This is a genomic window from Lysinibacillus sphaericus (genome assembly GCF_006864135.1).
In the GTDB taxonomy this organism is placed as follows: Bacteria; Bacillota; Bacilli; order Bacillales_A; family Planococcaceae; genus Lysinibacillus.
The window spans coordinates 29400-43302 of the sequence record NZ_SADV01000002.1 but is presented as its reverse complement, the minus strand read 5'-3'; the positions used below and the strand labels follow the sequence as shown (position 1 = coordinate 43302).

General features: G+C 37.7%; 18 protein-coding genes. 8 read left to right on the top strand and 10 right to left on the bottom strand.

Features of this window, described 5'->3' with window-relative positions:
* Positions 1-16 precede the first annotated feature (16 nt).
* Entirely contained in the window at positions 17-676 is a 660-nt protein-coding gene (locus C7Y47_RS02510) for an HAD family hydrolase (protein ID WP_142507337.1), read from the top strand.
* 432 nt (positions 677-1108) lie between these two features.
* Here C7Y47_RS02510 and C7Y47_RS02505 read toward each other — a convergent pair whose 3' ends face one another.
* The 7 genes from C7Y47_RS02505 to C7Y47_RS02475 all read right to left on the bottom strand — a co-directional run bounded on the left by C7Y47_RS02505 (position 1109) and on the right by C7Y47_RS02475 (position 5941).
* On the bottom strand, positions 1109-1741 hold the full coding sequence (locus C7Y47_RS02505) for a response regulator transcription factor (RefSeq protein WP_142507336.1): 633 nt from the start codon (positions 1739-1741) through the stop codon (positions 1109-1111).
* A complete protein-coding gene (locus C7Y47_RS02500; RefSeq protein ID WP_142507335.1) occupies positions 1716-2753 on the bottom strand; it encodes a sensor histidine kinase in 1038 nt (345 codons plus the stop codon). Before C7Y47_RS02500 ends, C7Y47_RS02505 begins: the two co-directional genes overlap by 26 nt.
* Positions 2750-3442: a cell wall-active antibiotics response protein LiaF gene (gene liaF, locus C7Y47_RS02495; protein ID WP_255504982.1), complete on the bottom strand. Its 693-nt coding sequence runs from the start codon at positions 3440-3442 to the stop codon at positions 2750-2752. The genes C7Y47_RS02500 and liaF overlap by 4 nt, the downstream gene beginning before the upstream one ends.
* A gap of 101 nt (positions 3443-3543) precedes the next feature.
* Positions 3544-4182 (bottom strand): PspA/IM30 family protein, encoded by a 639-nt coding sequence (locus C7Y47_RS02490; protein WP_142507333.1) that lies wholly within the window; start codon positions 4180-4182, stop codon positions 3544-3546.
* A 15-nt stretch (positions 4183-4197) separates the two neighbouring features.
* Positions 4198-4551: an ABC transporter permease gene (locus C7Y47_RS02485; RefSeq protein ID WP_142507332.1), complete on the bottom strand. Its 354-nt coding sequence runs from the start codon at positions 4549-4551 to the stop codon at positions 4198-4200.
* Between the two features lie 382 nt (positions 4552-4933).
* A complete protein-coding gene (locus C7Y47_RS02480) occupies positions 4934-5572 on the bottom strand; it encodes a PspA/IM30 family protein (RefSeq protein ID WP_142507331.1) in 639 nt (212 codons plus the stop codon).
* A 15-nt stretch (positions 5573-5587) separates the two neighbouring features.
* The gene (locus C7Y47_RS02475) at positions 5588-5941 is read right to left on the bottom strand and encodes an ABC transporter permease (protein WP_142507330.1); all 354 of its coding nucleotides are present in this window, start codon (positions 5939-5941) and stop codon (positions 5588-5590) included.
* A 284-nt stretch (positions 5942-6225) separates the two neighbouring features.
* Between C7Y47_RS02475 and sirA the strand changes: the two genes are divergently transcribed.
* The 3 genes from sirA (at position 6226) to C7Y47_RS02460 (ending at position 7693) form a co-directional block, all read left to right on the top strand.
* The gene (gene sirA / locus C7Y47_RS02470) at positions 6226-6651 is read left to right on the top strand and encodes a sporulation inhibitor of replication protein SirA (protein WP_049668606.1); all 426 of its coding nucleotides are present in this window, start codon (positions 6226-6228) and stop codon (positions 6649-6651) included.
* A 101-nt stretch (positions 6652-6752) separates the two neighbouring features.
* Positions 6753-6971, top strand: a complete 219-nt coding sequence (locus C7Y47_RS02465) for a YneF family protein (RefSeq protein ID WP_132363185.1) — start codon at positions 6753-6755, stop codon at positions 6969-6971.
* Positions 6972-7222: 251 nt separating this feature from the next.
* On the top strand, positions 7223-7693 hold the full coding sequence (locus C7Y47_RS02460; protein ID WP_142507329.1) for an S-ribosylhomocysteine lyase: 471 nt from the start codon (positions 7223-7225) through the stop codon (positions 7691-7693).
* Between the two features lie 152 nt (positions 7694-7845).
* Here the strand turns inward: C7Y47_RS02460 and C7Y47_RS02455 are convergent, their stop codons facing one another.
* Positions 7846-8817 (bottom strand): alpha/beta hydrolase, encoded by a 972-nt coding sequence (locus C7Y47_RS02455; protein ID WP_142507328.1) that lies wholly within the window; start codon positions 8815-8817, stop codon positions 7846-7848.
* Positions 8818-9073: 256 nt separating this feature from the next.
* Here C7Y47_RS02455 and C7Y47_RS02450 point away from each other — a divergent pair, with 256 nt between their 5' ends.
* The 3 genes from C7Y47_RS02450 (at position 9074) to arr (ending at position 11152) form a co-directional block, all read left to right on the top strand.
* Entirely contained in the window at positions 9074-10258 is a 1185-nt protein-coding gene (locus tag C7Y47_RS02450; RefSeq protein ID WP_142507327.1) for an acetyl-CoA C-acetyltransferase, read from the top strand.
* Positions 10259-10281: 23 nt separating this feature from the next.
* The gene (locus C7Y47_RS02445; RefSeq protein ID WP_132363177.1) at positions 10282-10548 is read left to right on the top strand and encodes a YqkE family protein; all 267 of its coding nucleotides are present in this window, start codon (positions 10282-10284) and stop codon (positions 10546-10548) included.
* 187 nt (positions 10549-10735) lie between these two features.
* Positions 10736-11152: an NAD(+)--rifampin ADP-ribosyltransferase gene (arr, locus tag C7Y47_RS02440; RefSeq protein WP_142507326.1), complete on the top strand. Its 417-nt coding sequence runs from the start codon at positions 10736-10738 to the stop codon at positions 11150-11152.
* Between the two features lie 718 nt (positions 11153-11870).
* Here the strand turns inward: arr and C7Y47_RS02430 are convergent.
* Both C7Y47_RS02430 and C7Y47_RS02425 read right to left on the bottom strand, forming a co-directional pair.
* Positions 11871-12341, bottom strand: a complete 471-nt coding sequence (locus C7Y47_RS02430) for a VanZ family protein (protein WP_142507324.1) — start codon at positions 12339-12341, stop codon at positions 11871-11873.
* Positions 12338-13237, bottom strand: coding sequence for an aldo/keto reductase (locus C7Y47_RS02425; RefSeq protein WP_142507323.1), 900 nt, complete (start codon positions 13235-13237; stop codon positions 12338-12340). Before C7Y47_RS02425 ends, C7Y47_RS02430 begins: the two co-directional genes overlap by 4 nt.
* Before the next feature lie 75 nt (positions 13238-13312).
* Between C7Y47_RS02425 and C7Y47_RS02420 the strand changes: the two genes are divergently transcribed.
* Positions 13313-13849: an NUDIX domain-containing protein gene (locus tag C7Y47_RS02420; RefSeq protein ID WP_142507322.1), complete on the top strand. Its 537-nt coding sequence runs from the start codon at positions 13313-13315 to the stop codon at positions 13847-13849.
* Positions 13850-13903 lie beyond the last annotated feature (54 nt).

Below are 13903 nucleotides of genomic sequence, written 5' to 3'. Positions count from 1 at the left end.
AAAAGGAGGGCTAGTAATGAAAAAGTATAGCGTAGTGTTATTTGATTTAGACGGTACAATATCTGATCCTAAAATAGGGATAACAAAATCTGTTCAATATGCTTTAGGGAAAATGGGTATAGTTGAAGAAGACCTTGATCAGCTTGAAACGTTTATTGGGCCGCCGCTGCAAGTATCATTTCGAGAAATATATGGAATGGATGATGTTCAAATTGAACAAGCGATTGCTTATTACCGTGAACGTTTTATCAAAACTGGCATGTATGAGAATAAATTGTATCAAAATATATCATCTTTATTAGAATATTTACAGAAGGATGGTTATCAGTTAGCAATAGCCACATCTAAGCCAACTGTATTTGCAGAACAAATTATACAATACTTTAACCTTGAACATTTTTTTGACCTTGTCGCAGGCAGCAATTTGGATGGTACACGGTCAGCTAAAGGAGAAGTTATCGCATATGTACGCGAACATTTTAATGAAGTGAATATCAATCAATTAATTATGATTGGAGATCGTAAATACGATATTGTTGGGGCACATGAAAATCAAATCGATTCTATCGGTGTTACTTATGGCTATGGCTCACTTGAGGAATTGACGGAAGCACAAGCAACATACATAGTGAACAGTGTAAACGAGCTGCAAAAATTTTTTAATAGATTGAGTTAAAAAATACGAAACTGCATTGATAGAAATGCAGTTTCGTATTTTTTGGAAAACAGACGTAATCGCTGATAAAAGAGGTAAAATCGCTGATAACCCAGGTAGAATCGCTGATAAAAGAGTGAAAATCGCTGATAGCTCAGGTAGAATCGCTGATAAAAGAGTGAAAATCGCTGATAGCTCAGGTAGAATCGAGTCAAGTCCTTAATATTGTGTAAAATTCTATACAATGTTCTTCAACTCTGACTTTAGTTTTGTCAAATTGTCCAGCTTATGTTGGAATTCGCCGCTAAATGTGTGAGTTGCACCGCTAACCAAAGGAAGAACGCCGCTAAAACCCGAAATTCCGCCGCTTCAGATCTTTCATCGCTGATAACCCGGGTAGAATCGCTGATAGCCCCAGCAAAATCGCTAATAAACCAAACGACCTAAGAAAAACTACTTCGCAAGCCCGTTTTGAAAAGCGTAGACAACTGCTTGTGTGCGATCTTGAACATCGAGCTTCGCTAAAATATTGCTGACATGTGTTTTTACGGTTTTTAAAGCAATGTATAAGTCATCGGCGATTTCCTGATTGGCTTTGCCTTTAGCCATTAGCAATAATACTTCCATTTCGCGCTCGGTTAGCTGCTCATACAGTGGAGTACTAGAGCCGTGGCGCATGCGATGCATCATTTTTGATGTTACTTCTGGCTCTAAAACGGTTTCGCCGCCCATTGTTTTTCGAATGGCATCGGCGATTTGCTTCGCATTGGACGTTTTTAAAATATAGCTGACTGCACCAGCCTCTAATGCAGGGTAGACTTTATCATCATCTAAAAAACTTGTCACCATCATAATTTTTGCTTCTGGCCATGCAGCTAAAATTTCAGCTGTCGCTTCAGCTCCTGTCATGACGGGCATCACATTGTCCATTAAAATAATGTCTGGACGCAGCTCAAGAGCACGTTCCACTGCCTCTTTACCATTTTCAGCTTCTCCTACAACATTGATATCTGGTTGTGCTGATAGATAGGCAGAAACACCAATTCGCACCATTTCATGATCATCCACTATTAACACTTGAATCATTCACTTCAACCTCCTTTTGTAGTGGAATTTTAACCTCTACAATTGTACCTTCTCCAGGCACTGATACAATTTTGTACGTACAGCCAATCTCTACAGCGCGTTCAGCAATATTTTGCAGTCCATATGAAGTAGATTTATCGGCTTCGACATCAAAGCCGAGGCCATTGTCCTGAATACGTAAAATGGCTAAATCATCGCGGGCAACGAGCAGTAATTCAACTTCGCTTGCTTTTGCATGGCGTAGCGTATTCGATAACGCTTCTTGTGCAATACGGAATAAATGGTCCTCCTCTGCTTTGGATAATGACATTTCTTCAAGTTCATATTCAATATGAAAAAATACTTTTTGCTGCAGTTCAATAATAAGCTCCTCAAGACCTTGTGCAAGTGTTTTATTGTGCAGAGCTACTGGACGCAAATGTAATAATAATGCGCGCATTTCAAGCTGTGCCTGTTGTACAACTTTTTCGACTTGCTTTAATCTTGGAGCATTTTCATCAGTTTCGGTCAATGCGGAAAGCAACATCGAAGCTGCGAATAATTGCTGTGATACAGAGTCATGGAGCTCGCGAGCAAGGCGTTGACGTTCAGCAATAATGCGCTCCTGAATAATTATATCATTAGCTTCTGCACGTTCATTGGATAAGCGCTGTAAGCTTTTTCGTTGGGTATCGATTAATTCACTTGTTTGAACTAAAGCTTTTTTCAAAGGTTTTGGTAAAGGCTGTTTTTTAGGTAATACAAAATCAGGTTCAACTAATTGTTTCACGATTTTGGTTGCCTGAGCCTCTCTTGCGCGGGCTGTCATACTAATCCAACTTGCAATCAGCAAACTAAGCGCAAAAAGAATGACAACAATAAACCCACCGAGTGGGATATTATTATAATTCTGCTGCCATAATGGCTCCCATGTTTTCTCGTTTGGCTCGCCCCAAACAGCGACAAGAAGGCTGAATGCAGCACTCATCAACATAAAAAGTATAGTAAATATTCTTGAGATAAAGGCAATCATTTACGTAGCACCTCCAAGTTCCCAAGCCATGTTGCAACATGTATCACAAGTGTACGTTTTGCATCCTCAGGGTTTCCATCTGAAAAATTTACACTTTCATTGAGTATGCGTTGCGGTCCAACATTTAGGCATTTTATCTCACCAAACAATGTCGTATAGTGTAAGCGGAATGGAATTTCATATGGGATATAAATTTGAACCTTACCAATGCCTTGACGAATCGTAATGATACTTGTGCCGGTAGGCAAAATTGTTTGTGTAGTATCAATCGTAATGTCACCTGCAAGTCGCTGAATTTGAACATCTTGCCATTTGTAGGCATCTAATGGTGCAGGCATTGTACCGAATAATTCGTTTTTCGTAGCAGGAAGTTTTTCGAAAAGCTCCGAACCAACAACTTTGGCTTCGTTTTCTCTTTGCAAGTATTGATAGAGCATATATAAGAGAATGATGACAATAAATAAGCGTAAACTCCACATCGTAAAGAGTGCAATCGAGATAAAGAAAATTCCTGTCCATTTAAAGAAACGATTTTTTTTCGAGAAACTTAAATAAAGAAGTCCTACCCCAATCAAAAGACAAAAGGCGCCACCGTTATTAAAGATTGTAAGCTCCACAAAAACGAGTAAAAAGAAGCATAGTACTAAAAATGTGAGCTTATTAGTTGTGAAATTTTGCAAGAGGGTCACCCTTCTTTCTACTAAGAGTATAAGAGAGGGAATGGGTCCCTCTATTTCAAAACGGAAAGAATGCGCCTCTAAATATGGCGCATTTCTTTCATTATAACATGTTATTTGTTTTCAATTAGCAGTGGCGCGTTATCTTCTGCAGCATTTTTTTCGAGTTGTGCCAGACGAGACTCGAAAGATGTTACTTCATGATCTTTGTCGATTTGGTAAGCGAGCTTATCGATGTATGATTCTAAATCCTCAAAGTTTGTTTTATTGTTTTTAGCAATCATACTGTCCATTTGATGGTGAGCGCGAGTGACGTTTTCTTTGCCCATAAGCTGTAATTGACGCACTTTCATATCTTTAATTTTGTGTTTCATCGTTTCAAATTTGCGTTCAAGCTCGAAGTATTCACGTGTACTTGCCTCAATACTAGCTTGTAATGTATTGTTACGTGCTGTATAAGCAGCTACTTCATCAGAGGCAAAATCGATTAAATCTTGCTCTCCACTAGTAGTAGCTAATTTTAGTTGAGCGTCACGTTTAGCTAGTAAATCTGCATTTTGCTTAAATTCTTGCTCTAGTTTTTCCTTTAATTGACCTTGACGCTCTAATAATTTTCCTGTTTGCTCTGTTTGTTTTTCTGCCTCACGAATATATTGATTTAACATCGCAATTGGATTTTTTTGTTCCTTCTTATCAAATGCATGATGTAAATCAGCCTCAATTGTATATTTAAAACGTTTAAATAAGTTCATTTAAATTCGCCCCTTTTATTTTGTTAAGTTAGACCATTCTTTTTCAAAGTTTGTAAACGGATCTTCTTCTTTAGCTTCAATTGTTAGGATTTTTACATCTTCATTGTTCCATTTTTTATAGATAACATAGATGATAGCGATTGCTGCTAAACCAATCATTGCTGGGATATTAGATATTGCTGATAGAACTCCAATCAGACCCACTGTAACCCATAAAATTTTACCGAATGTCGATTTACTCGAAGTGTAGAAGTGCATACCGAGTGCTACAAACAATCCAGAAAATAGTAGACCTACAAGCGGTCCGGTTAAAGCAAGTGCAACACATCCTGCGATAAAGCCTCCGATTAATAGAAAAAATTTTCTCATATGTTTTAGCTCCTTTCGTTGATACCTTTATATTACCTATTAGAGAGCTTTGCTAAAACGGACTGGGAATTGATTTTACTCTAGGTCTTGAGGCTGAGAGTAATCTAAGCACTATAGAAGAAGCTAAATTGGTAAAAGATAAAGTATTTGATAGAACCGAAAATAGAAGATGAAAGCTTCCTTAGTTTTACAAATTAAAGAGTAGAGATGACCTATACGTATGAAAAAGAAATGAGCGATCAATACATATTTTAATCATAGGACTAAAACACTTTCTATTTACAATTTTTTATTAAAATTATTTTCTCTATCTCTTTTAGGTCACCATCAAAAGTTTTTTAAAAGAAAAGGGATGCTTCAATAATTGAGGCATCCCTTATTCTTATTTGTTTTCAATTAGTAGTGGTGTGTTATCTTCTGCGACATTTTTTTCTAGCTGGGCAAGACGAGACTCGAAAGATGTTACTTCATGATCTTTGTCGATTTGGTAAGCAAGCTTATCGATATACGATTCTAAATCTTCAAAGTTGGTTTTATTGTTTTTAGCAATCATACCGTCCATTTGATGGTGAGCGCGTGTGACGTTTTCTTTACCCATTAGCTGTAATTGACGCACTTTCATATCTTTAATTTTGTGTTTCATCGTTTCAAATTTACGTTCAAGTTCGAAGTATTCACGTGTACTTGCTTCAATACTAGCTTGTAATGTATTGTTACGTGCTGTGTATGCAGTAACTTCATCAGAAGCGAAATCGATTAAATCTTGCTCCCCGCTAGTAGTAGCTAATTTTAATTGAGCCTCACGTTTAGCTAGTAATTCAGCATTTTGTTTAAATTCCTGCTCTAGTTTTTCTTTTAACTGACCTTGACGCTCTAATAATTTTCCAGTTTGCTCTGTTTGTTTTTCTGCTTCGCGAATGTATTGGTTCAACATCGCAATTGGATTTTTTTGTTCTTTCTTATCAAATAACTGATGTAAATCTGCCTCTACTGTATATTTAAAACGTTGAAATAAGTTCATGTAAATTCGCTCCTTTTATTTTGTTAAGTTAGACCATTCTTTTTCAAAGTTTTTAAATGGATCTTCTTCTTTAGCTTCAATTGTTGGGATTTTTACATCTTCGCCATTCCATTTTTTATAGATAACATAGATGACAGCGATTGCTGCTAAACCAACCATTGCTGGGATATTAGATATTGCTGATAGCACACCAATCAGACCTACTGTAAACCACAAGATTTTGCCGAATGTCGATTTACTTGAAGTGTAAAAGTGCATACCGAGTGCTACAAACAATCCAGAAAATAGTAGACCTGCAAGTGGTCCAGTTAAAGCGAGTGCAACACATCCTGCGATAAAGCCTCCTATTAGTAGAAAAAATTTTCTCATATGTTTTAGCTCCTTTCGTTGATACCTTTATATTACCTATTAGAAAGCTTTGCTAAAACGGACTGGAAATTGATTTTACTCTAGGTCTTGAGGCTGAGAATATTCTAAGTACTATAGAAGAAGCTTAAAATTGTAAAAGCTTAATTAGCCATAAAGCATTTGATAGAACGGAAAGTAGAAAGTTTTCGACAAAAATAGAAGATGAATGCCTCCTTCGTTTGACAAATTAAAAAGTTAGGATGAGCTATACTTATGAAAAAGCAATGAGCGAAGGAGGATTTCTAGTGAGAACCTATTCCATATATAAAATAAAAGAAGAGCATTTAACGTTTATATTCGGCAGAGAGCGTAAGTTATTAGAAATGATGCAAGGCTGTGAAGACGCTAACGAGAAATCCTTAAAAGAGCTTGCATATATATGTGAAAGCGTACGTTTCGATGAGATTGCTACGATGCTTGAGGCGCAACTAGATTCCAAGTATGCACATTTAGAGAGAGCTCGTAATGCTTTATTTTTAGAACATCCTATAAAAGGAAAAATGGCTATTTATTTAGTGGAACGCAAAATTTGTGTTTATTGTGAGGGTTCACGAATGCTTGATTTGGATCTATTCCAAATGCTTGCGAAGATGAGCGAGCGCTTTATTGCATTTAACAAACAAGATAATGAGTGTGGGTGGTTAAAGCCAATGAAGTATACAATGCATTAGGAAATTTCACTACAATATATAGTAACACGCTAATATTTGGTGTATAATGGAGCGTGGAGAGTTTTTTCTCGGTATATATTGTAGTGGAGGAGGTTGGTTGTATGCCTACATGGGGCTGGATTATTATCGTAATTATCGCATTAGCAGCGGGCGCGGCACTTGGTTTCTATTTAGCTCGCCAAGCTATGATGAAATATTTAAAAGAGAACCCACCAATTAACGAACAAATGATTCGTATGATGATGGCGCAGATGGGTCGTACGCCGTCTGAAAAGCAAGTACGTCAAATGATGTCACAAATGAATAAATTCCAAAAGTAATTGGAATTTTAAAGAGCAACTAGTCCAAGCCAGGGCTGGTTGTTTTTTTAACTTCTTATAGCGAATACTATCTGTGCGAAAGCGAAGCGACAGCAACAAATGTTTTTCTGTGCGAAAGCGAAGCGACAGCAACAATTACGCTGAGATAAAATTGATTTTTATAAATTATTTGAATAATTCGTTAAAAACCATATAAATCTATCGGAAAACTAGTTATAATAGCAATATTCTATATAAAGGAGTTGTTTGTATTGCAGAAAGAAAAAACAAATGTTGAAAGCTTTGATTTAGATCATACGAAAGTAAAAGCGCCATATGTACGTTTAGCGGGTGCTAAAACCGGAAAAAATGGCGATGAAGTGTACAAATATGATATTCGATTTAAACAGCCAAATAAAGAGCATATGGAAATGCCTGCATTACATTCCCTAGAGCACTTATCGGCTGACATTATCCGCAATTATTCCGACCATATTGTTGATTTCAGTCCAATGGGTTGCCAAACAGGCTTCTACGTATCGCTAATAAATCACAATGATTATGAAGACTTATTGAATATTTTAGAAAAAACATTTACAGATGTAACAAAGGCCACTGCAGTCCCAGCATGCAATGAAGTGCAATGCGGCTGGGCAGCTAGCCATAGTCTAGAAGGTGCACAAGCGTTAGCCAAAGAATTTTTAGCCAAACGTGATGAATGGCATATTGTTTTTGCTGAATAAAAGATTGAAAAACCTTGCGTATGCAAGGTTTTTCATGGTGTCTAAAATGGCTAAAAAATCTTTGTAATTATTTCTGTCCAAGGTGAGCCTTGGAGCGAGAGTGAAGCGGTTCACAGAAGCCACCAATCGGAAAGATAATCAATCCCTCGTTTTTAAAAATGAAATGGAATGACATTAGATGAAGAAGAATCACGATTAATTTTTTGGTAAATGAAATTTTCTAAAAAGTCATGGATTAAATCCTCGTATTCAGCCATATTTTCATTAAAGGATTGTGCATGAGCACCTTTATCAAATAGCTTCAGTTTTTTAGGACCGGTTTTTTTATTGTATAAATCCAGAGACATGGAAGCTGGGATAAATGTGTCCGGAATACTATGGATAAAGAGCACAGGCTTTTCGATATTTGTTACTGCCTCAGAAGGTGTCACGCTTTTAAAGGAATAACCGTCTCGTAAGCGGACAAAAAAATCTGCAAAACGAATTGGAATAATCGAGCCGTATTTAAATTCTGTTTTCGCAATTTGTTTCAGCAGCATTGAAAAATCAGCAAACGCACAATCAGAAATATAGAAATCCGCACCATCCTCTATAGTTCCTGCATATAGTAACATTGTTGCGGCACCCATCGATTCACCATGGATACCAAGAATGGCATCTTCGCCAATCATGGCCTTTATCGTTTTGACTACTGCATCAAGGTCATTTTTTTCATAATAGCCGTAGCTAGTCGTTTTTCCACCTGTCTCCCCATGTCTGCGATGGTCAAAAATAACGGAATTGTAGCCAAGGCGTTCAAAAAGTCGAGCATATTTGACGGAGTTGATTTTATTTTCTGTTACGCCATGGCAAATAATGATGGTATTATTTGTTTCCAATGGCTGAAACATAATGCCGCGGATTGTATAGCCATTTGGCGAGTCAATATTTAATTCACATTTTAAATTTTTATTGTACCAAGCTTCATCAAAACGTTTAGCAGTGGTTTCACGTTCGCGAACAAATTCAGGATCCTTTTGCTTAATGTACATTAATTTATTGGAAAGCGCGAAGCCGAACAGACCAGTTGCTGCTGCGGCAATCGTCGTTGTTATACCTGAAAATAACAGCATTTTCTTTTTCATTATTAACACCTCCACGTCCTGTTTCTTTTGTTGTCTTGGCATACAAGCGACGTCACTCGTATGTATGCCCTTTTCTTAATTGTAATGTTCCCAACTGAGATTGTTTAAAACACGTCAACATTTTACATTATCTTTAGCAAAACTGCGATTATTTCTGTTATCGAAAATCGTCAAAATATTTGTTAAAATAGATATATCTGCTAGTAGCATATGCATGCAGTGTTCATTTTTGAACGGGGAAAAGGGGAGAATGTTTATGACGAAAGAGGTAGTAATAGTAAGTGCTGTACGTACAGCTATTGGTGCATTCCAAGGAACATTAAAGGACGTACCAGCAACAAAATTAGGGAGTATTGTTATTAAAGATGCATTAGAACGTGCTGGTGTAGCAGGTGAACAAGTTGACGAGATCATTATGGGGAATGTCTTATCGGCTGGACTCGGGCAAAATCCGGCTCGTCAAGCAGCGATTGCAGCAGGCTTACCACATGAAGTATCTGCATTAACGATTAATAAAGTTTGTGGCTCAGGACTAAAAGCGGTTCATTTAGCGACACAAGCCATTTTAGCAGGTGATGCGGATATTGTCGTTGCAGGTGGCTTTGAAAATATGAGCCAGGCACCATATGTCTTGAAAAACGCACGAGAAGGCTTCCGCATGGGGGATCAAAAAGTAATCGATACGATGATTCATGACGGATTATGGTGTGCCTTCAGTGACTATCATATGGGCGTTACAGCTGAAAATTTATGTGATGCCTATGAGATTTCTCGAGAGGAACAAGATGCCTTTGCGGCACGTTCACAACAACGTGCAGAAGCGGCAATGGCAGCAGGGAAGTTTAACGAAGAAATCGTAGCAGTGGAAATTCCTCAGCGCAAGGGCGATCCTCTTATTTTTGATAAAGATGAATTCCCGCGTCAAGGCGTTACAGCTGAGTCGCTATCAAAACTACGACCTGCCTTTAAAAAGGATGGCTCTGTAACAGCAGCAAATGCATCGGGCATTAACGATGGTGCAGCGGCTGTCGTTGTCATGTCGAAAGAAAAAGCGGACGAGTTAGGTATTCGACCAATCGCACTAATTACAGCGAATGCAAGCGCGGGTGTTGATCCTGCTATTATGGGAACTGGCCCTGTAACGGCCGTAAAGAAAGTATTGGCAAAAGCTGATGTAACGTTAGATAATATAGATTTAATTGAGGCAAATGAAGCTTTTGCAGCTCAATCTATCGCTGTAGATCGCGAACTAGGCTTTAATCATGATAAACTAAATGTGAACGGGGGCGCAATTGCTCTTGGTCACCCAATTGGTGCAAGTGGAGCGCGTATTTTAGTAACGCTTTTACACGAGATGGAAAAGCGGGATGCAAAAACAGGTCTCGCAACACTATGTATCGGTGGTGGACAAGGCGTAGCAACAGTTGTCAAGCGTCCTTGAAGTGAATAAGAAGGTGAAATGCAATGGGAAAAAAACGAAAACAGCAGCAACGTGTAGATAGTAGCGTAACAGCTAGTCTACCAAAGCAGGAGGCAGTGACATTAGCCGATCAACTAGGCGGTGACGTGCTAGCCAAACTAAAAGCTGCAAAGCAAGATTTAACAGCGAAAGAACAAGCCGCTGAAGAAGAGCGCCAAGCAAAGCTAGCTTTTGAGCGCAAACAACGCGAAAAAAACAAATCGTTTGAAGAACTACTAAACGAATACGGCGATAAAGGCTCAAAATTCTAAAGAGAAACAGTGAATCCAAATAATACGGATTCACTGTTTTTTTATGTTTTATCGGAAAGATTTCGAGATTTATCGGAACAATTTTATATTTTATCGGAAAGATTCTTAGATTTATCGGAACAATAATGTTCCTTACTCTACTTATACTGTTATACGCAAGTCAAAAAAGTATAAGGGGTGCGTTTAAATGAATGACAAAAAAAATATCTTGGATCCAGGTCCGTTCTTTCATGGTACTAAAGCAGACCTGAAAATCGGAGACCTGCTTGAACCTTTGCACTTATCCAATTATCAGGATAAAAAATCTAACTATATATATTTTACTGCAACATTAGACGCGGCGAAATGGGGTGCTGAATTAGCAAGATCTACATCAAAAGAGAGAATTTATATTGTAGAGCCATTAGGTGATTTTGAAAATGATCCGAACTTAACTGACAAACGATTTCCTGGAAACCCAACACGTTCTTATAGGTCTAAATCACCTTTGAAAATAATCGCTGAATTAAGTTCGTGGGAGAGACATTCTGATGAAGAAATAAATCATATGCTTACATCGTTAAAAAAATTAAGTGAACAAGGACAAAATGTAATTTACGATTGATTCTCAAATTACTACAACTTCCGGGGCAATTACAAGAAATTGTAACAAGGATCTTTGCTTGAAGAACGAATGGCGCAGGTGAGTTTTACAAGAGTATCAGTTATACTTAGGTTGAAATTTAAGCTATATTTTCTGTTTAGCAAACAGAAGTGTTGAGTGTTGATTATTGAAATAGATTGTTACATTCATCAAGCATTAGTTATAGGTAAAAAGTGTTCTAAACAGCAATTAAATTACAAGTATCTGCTAGCAAAAGAATTAACTGATGAAATAAGGGACTTTCCTAAATTATTTTGCAGGCTTCATAACTTTGAACTTATTCCTTATGATAGCGAAATTGAAGTTGATTTTGTGATAGACACAGATAGAATTCACAGATCCTCTTATTAAACTAACGAGGTGCAAGCGTTTAACATTAAGCTACCGAAGTCAAGGGAACTTTTCTTATTGAGCAAACGGGGGATAGAAGCTATGCCACGTGAATTTGACCGGATGTAACACTAGTTGGTCCACATCAATTGTACAGAGAAACATTTATTATGGTGTTTCTCTGTTTTAAATAAACTAATTCTGATTAAATCAGCTTTCCTCTTAGTTTTGTATAAATTTCCATTAATTAATGTGGTCATTTACAAACAAAAAGTACACCACTATATATGTGATGTACTAATTATTTAATAGGACATGACTCTATTGATAGGACTGCATTATCATAAATTTACTTGTCTTTAATTTTACAATGAATCTTCCTCACCGACACGACAATCCCAACAAAAACAATCGCTCCAGCTGTATCCAACATAACATCCTGTCCGCTCATCATACGTTCTGGTGTAAAGCTTTGACGCATTTCATCAAGCATTGCTATAAGAGCTGTCCCAGCAATAGCGACACCTGCGGCGAACCGACGTTTTCCCCATGCAAAGTAAATGCCAAGTGCAATGCAGCCGAATCCAACAAAATGTGTTAATTTCCTAATTAAAAATTCTACAAACTTAAAGTAACCACGTTCTTCAACAGAAACAACTGTGTCCCAATAAGGAATTTTTAAAACGGATAATTGCTTTTCAAACGGTTTATTTGCTAATACTTGCTCCAATTCAGGAATAATAGATTGTTGTTCATAGGTCATACTAGAGGAGATTGCAAGTATTACTAAAAACGCTAATAAGATAAGCCATTTTTTCATCGGTGCTCCATATAATGATCGGCTTTTGTTAGCTCTTTTACTGCTTTAAAATCTATTATTGAAGCAATTTTTTCATAGGCAGCGAGTGTTTGCGCCAGCTGTTCCTGTGAGCTGGCACCAATCACTGTCGAGGCTATAGTAGGTTCCTTTAGATTAAAGGCGATTGCTAGTGCATGTAAATCGTCATAATGTGAAGATAAGCCTGTTAATACGGCTGTTAATTCGTCCGCTGTATATGTGTTAAAGCGGTTGACACGTTGTAAACGTTCTTTCCAGCTATTTGTTAGTAAACCTTTTGCAACAGTCCCGCGTGTTACAACAGAAGCCCCTTCACTTGCAATAAAATCGAGCCATTCTTCTGGTCGACGGTCTAAAGCACTGTATTGCATCATGACACTTTTTGCAGAGCTTGCTGGTAAAAAACGCTTTAGTACATTTGGTCGAATAGAGGAAATACCATATTCTCGAATCAATCCATTCTTTTTCAACTCTTCAAAAGTGTCGATAATGCCATCCCAATCGTCCTCAATCGTCCCACCATGTAATTGATAAACATCAATATAGTCAGTTCCTAGTCGTTTTAAGCTAGCGTGTAGAGCTTTCTTTATATAAGACGGAGATGCATCCCAATGCCAGCCTTCTACACCTTCTGTCCATCGATTCCCAACTTTCGTAGCGACTATAACATCTTGACGGCGTTTCCCTAAAATAGAGCCAATCATTTCTTCATTTGATCCAAAATCATATAAATCGGCTGTATCGATGTAATTAATGCCAGCATCTAGTGCCATAGCAACGATTTCAGCAGCCTTTTTCTTATCTGTCGAAAGAGACATGCCCCCTAAACTAATTTCTGAAATAAACAATTCACTTGAACCAAGCTGTCTTTTTTTCATGCCAATGCCCTCCTTCGATTTCTCTACTTGTAATGGTACAATGAACATATCTGAAGAACAAGCGAGGTTATGTCAATGAAAAAGTTTGAGGAAAAAACGACAAAGACTACACCCATTTATGACGGGAAAATTGTGAAACTACAGGTTGATGATGTCACTTTACCGAATGGTAATGTTGCAAAAAGGGAGATTATTAAGCATCCAGGCGCAGTTGCAGTTATAACTGTTACCGATGAAGGCAAATTAGTTTTAGTGGAGCAATATCGCAAAGCTTTAGAGCGTTCTATTATTGAAATTCCAGCTGGTAAGTTAGAACCTGGTGAGGAGCCGATTGTGACCGCGCGCCGCGAATTAGAGGAAGAAACAGGCTACGGTGCACAAAGCTTCACTTATTTACAAGCGTTTGCAACATCCCCAGGCTTCGCAGATGAGATCATCCATCTATTTGTGGCAAAGGATTTATATAAAATTGAAAACAAAGCAGAGCTAGATGAGGATGAATTTGTCGAACTATTAGAAGTTTCGTTGGAAGAAGCGGGGCAAATGGTTGCAGATGAGCGTATATTCGACGCCAAGACAGCGTTTGCAGTACTTTGGCTCGCGACACAATAAGAAAATATCTTTAGCATAATAGAAGCGGACGAGCATAAGCTGTACAAACCTTGA

What these genes read in the sequence shown, in the direction of transcription:
- C7Y47_RS02510 (WP_142507337.1), top strand. Translation starts at nt 17, where the DNA reads ATGAAAAAGTATAGCGTAGTGTTATTTGATTTAGACGGTACAATATCT.
- C7Y47_RS02505 (WP_142507336.1), bottom strand. Translation starts at nt 1,741, where the DNA reads ATGATTCAAGTGTTAATAGTGGATGATCATGAAATGGTGCGAATTGGT.
- C7Y47_RS02500 (WP_142507335.1), bottom strand. Translation starts at nt 2,753, where the DNA reads ATGATTGCCTTTATCTCAAGAATATTTACTATACTTTTTATGTTGATG.
- C7Y47_RS02490 (WP_142507333.1), bottom strand. Translation starts at nt 4,182, where the DNA reads ATGAACTTATTTAAACGTTTTAAATATACAATTGAGGCTGATTTACAT.
- C7Y47_RS02485 (WP_142507332.1), bottom strand. Translation starts at nt 4,551, where the DNA reads ATGAGAAAATTTTTTCTATTAATCGGAGGCTTTATCGCAGGATGTGTT.
- C7Y47_RS02480 (WP_142507331.1), bottom strand. Translation starts at nt 5,572, where the DNA reads ATGAACTTATTTCAACGTTTTAAATATACAGTAGAGGCAGATTTACAT.
- C7Y47_RS02475 (WP_142507330.1), bottom strand. Translation starts at nt 5,941, where the DNA reads ATGAGAAAATTTTTTCTACTAATAGGAGGCTTTATCGCAGGATGTGTT.
- C7Y47_RS02465 (WP_132363185.1), top strand. Translation starts at nt 6,753, where the DNA reads ATGCCTACATGGGGCTGGATTATTATCGTAATTATCGCATTAGCAGCG.
- C7Y47_RS02455 (WP_142507328.1), bottom strand. Translation starts at nt 8,817, where the DNA reads ATGAAAAAGAAAATGCTGTTATTTTCAGGTATAACAACGACGATTGCC.
- C7Y47_RS02450 (WP_142507327.1), top strand. Translation starts at nt 9,074, where the DNA reads ATGACGAAAGAGGTAGTAATAGTAAGTGCTGTACGTACAGCTATTGGT.
- C7Y47_RS02445 (WP_132363177.1), top strand. Translation starts at nt 10,282, where the DNA reads ATGGGAAAAAAACGAAAACAGCAGCAACGTGTAGATAGTAGCGTAACA.
- arr (WP_142507326.1), top strand. Translation starts at nt 10,736, where the DNA reads ATGAATGACAAAAAAAATATCTTGGATCCAGGTCCGTTCTTTCATGGT.
- C7Y47_RS02430 (WP_142507324.1), bottom strand. Translation starts at nt 12,341, where the DNA reads ATGAAAAAATGGCTTATCTTATTAGCGTTTTTAGTAATACTTGCAATC.
- C7Y47_RS02425 (WP_142507323.1), bottom strand. Translation starts at nt 13,237, where the DNA reads ATGAAAAAAAGACAGCTTGGTTCAAGTGAATTGTTTATTTCAGAAATT.
- C7Y47_RS02420 (WP_142507322.1), top strand. Translation starts at nt 13,313, where the DNA reads ATGAAAAAGTTTGAGGAAAAAACGACAAAGACTACACCCATTTATGAC.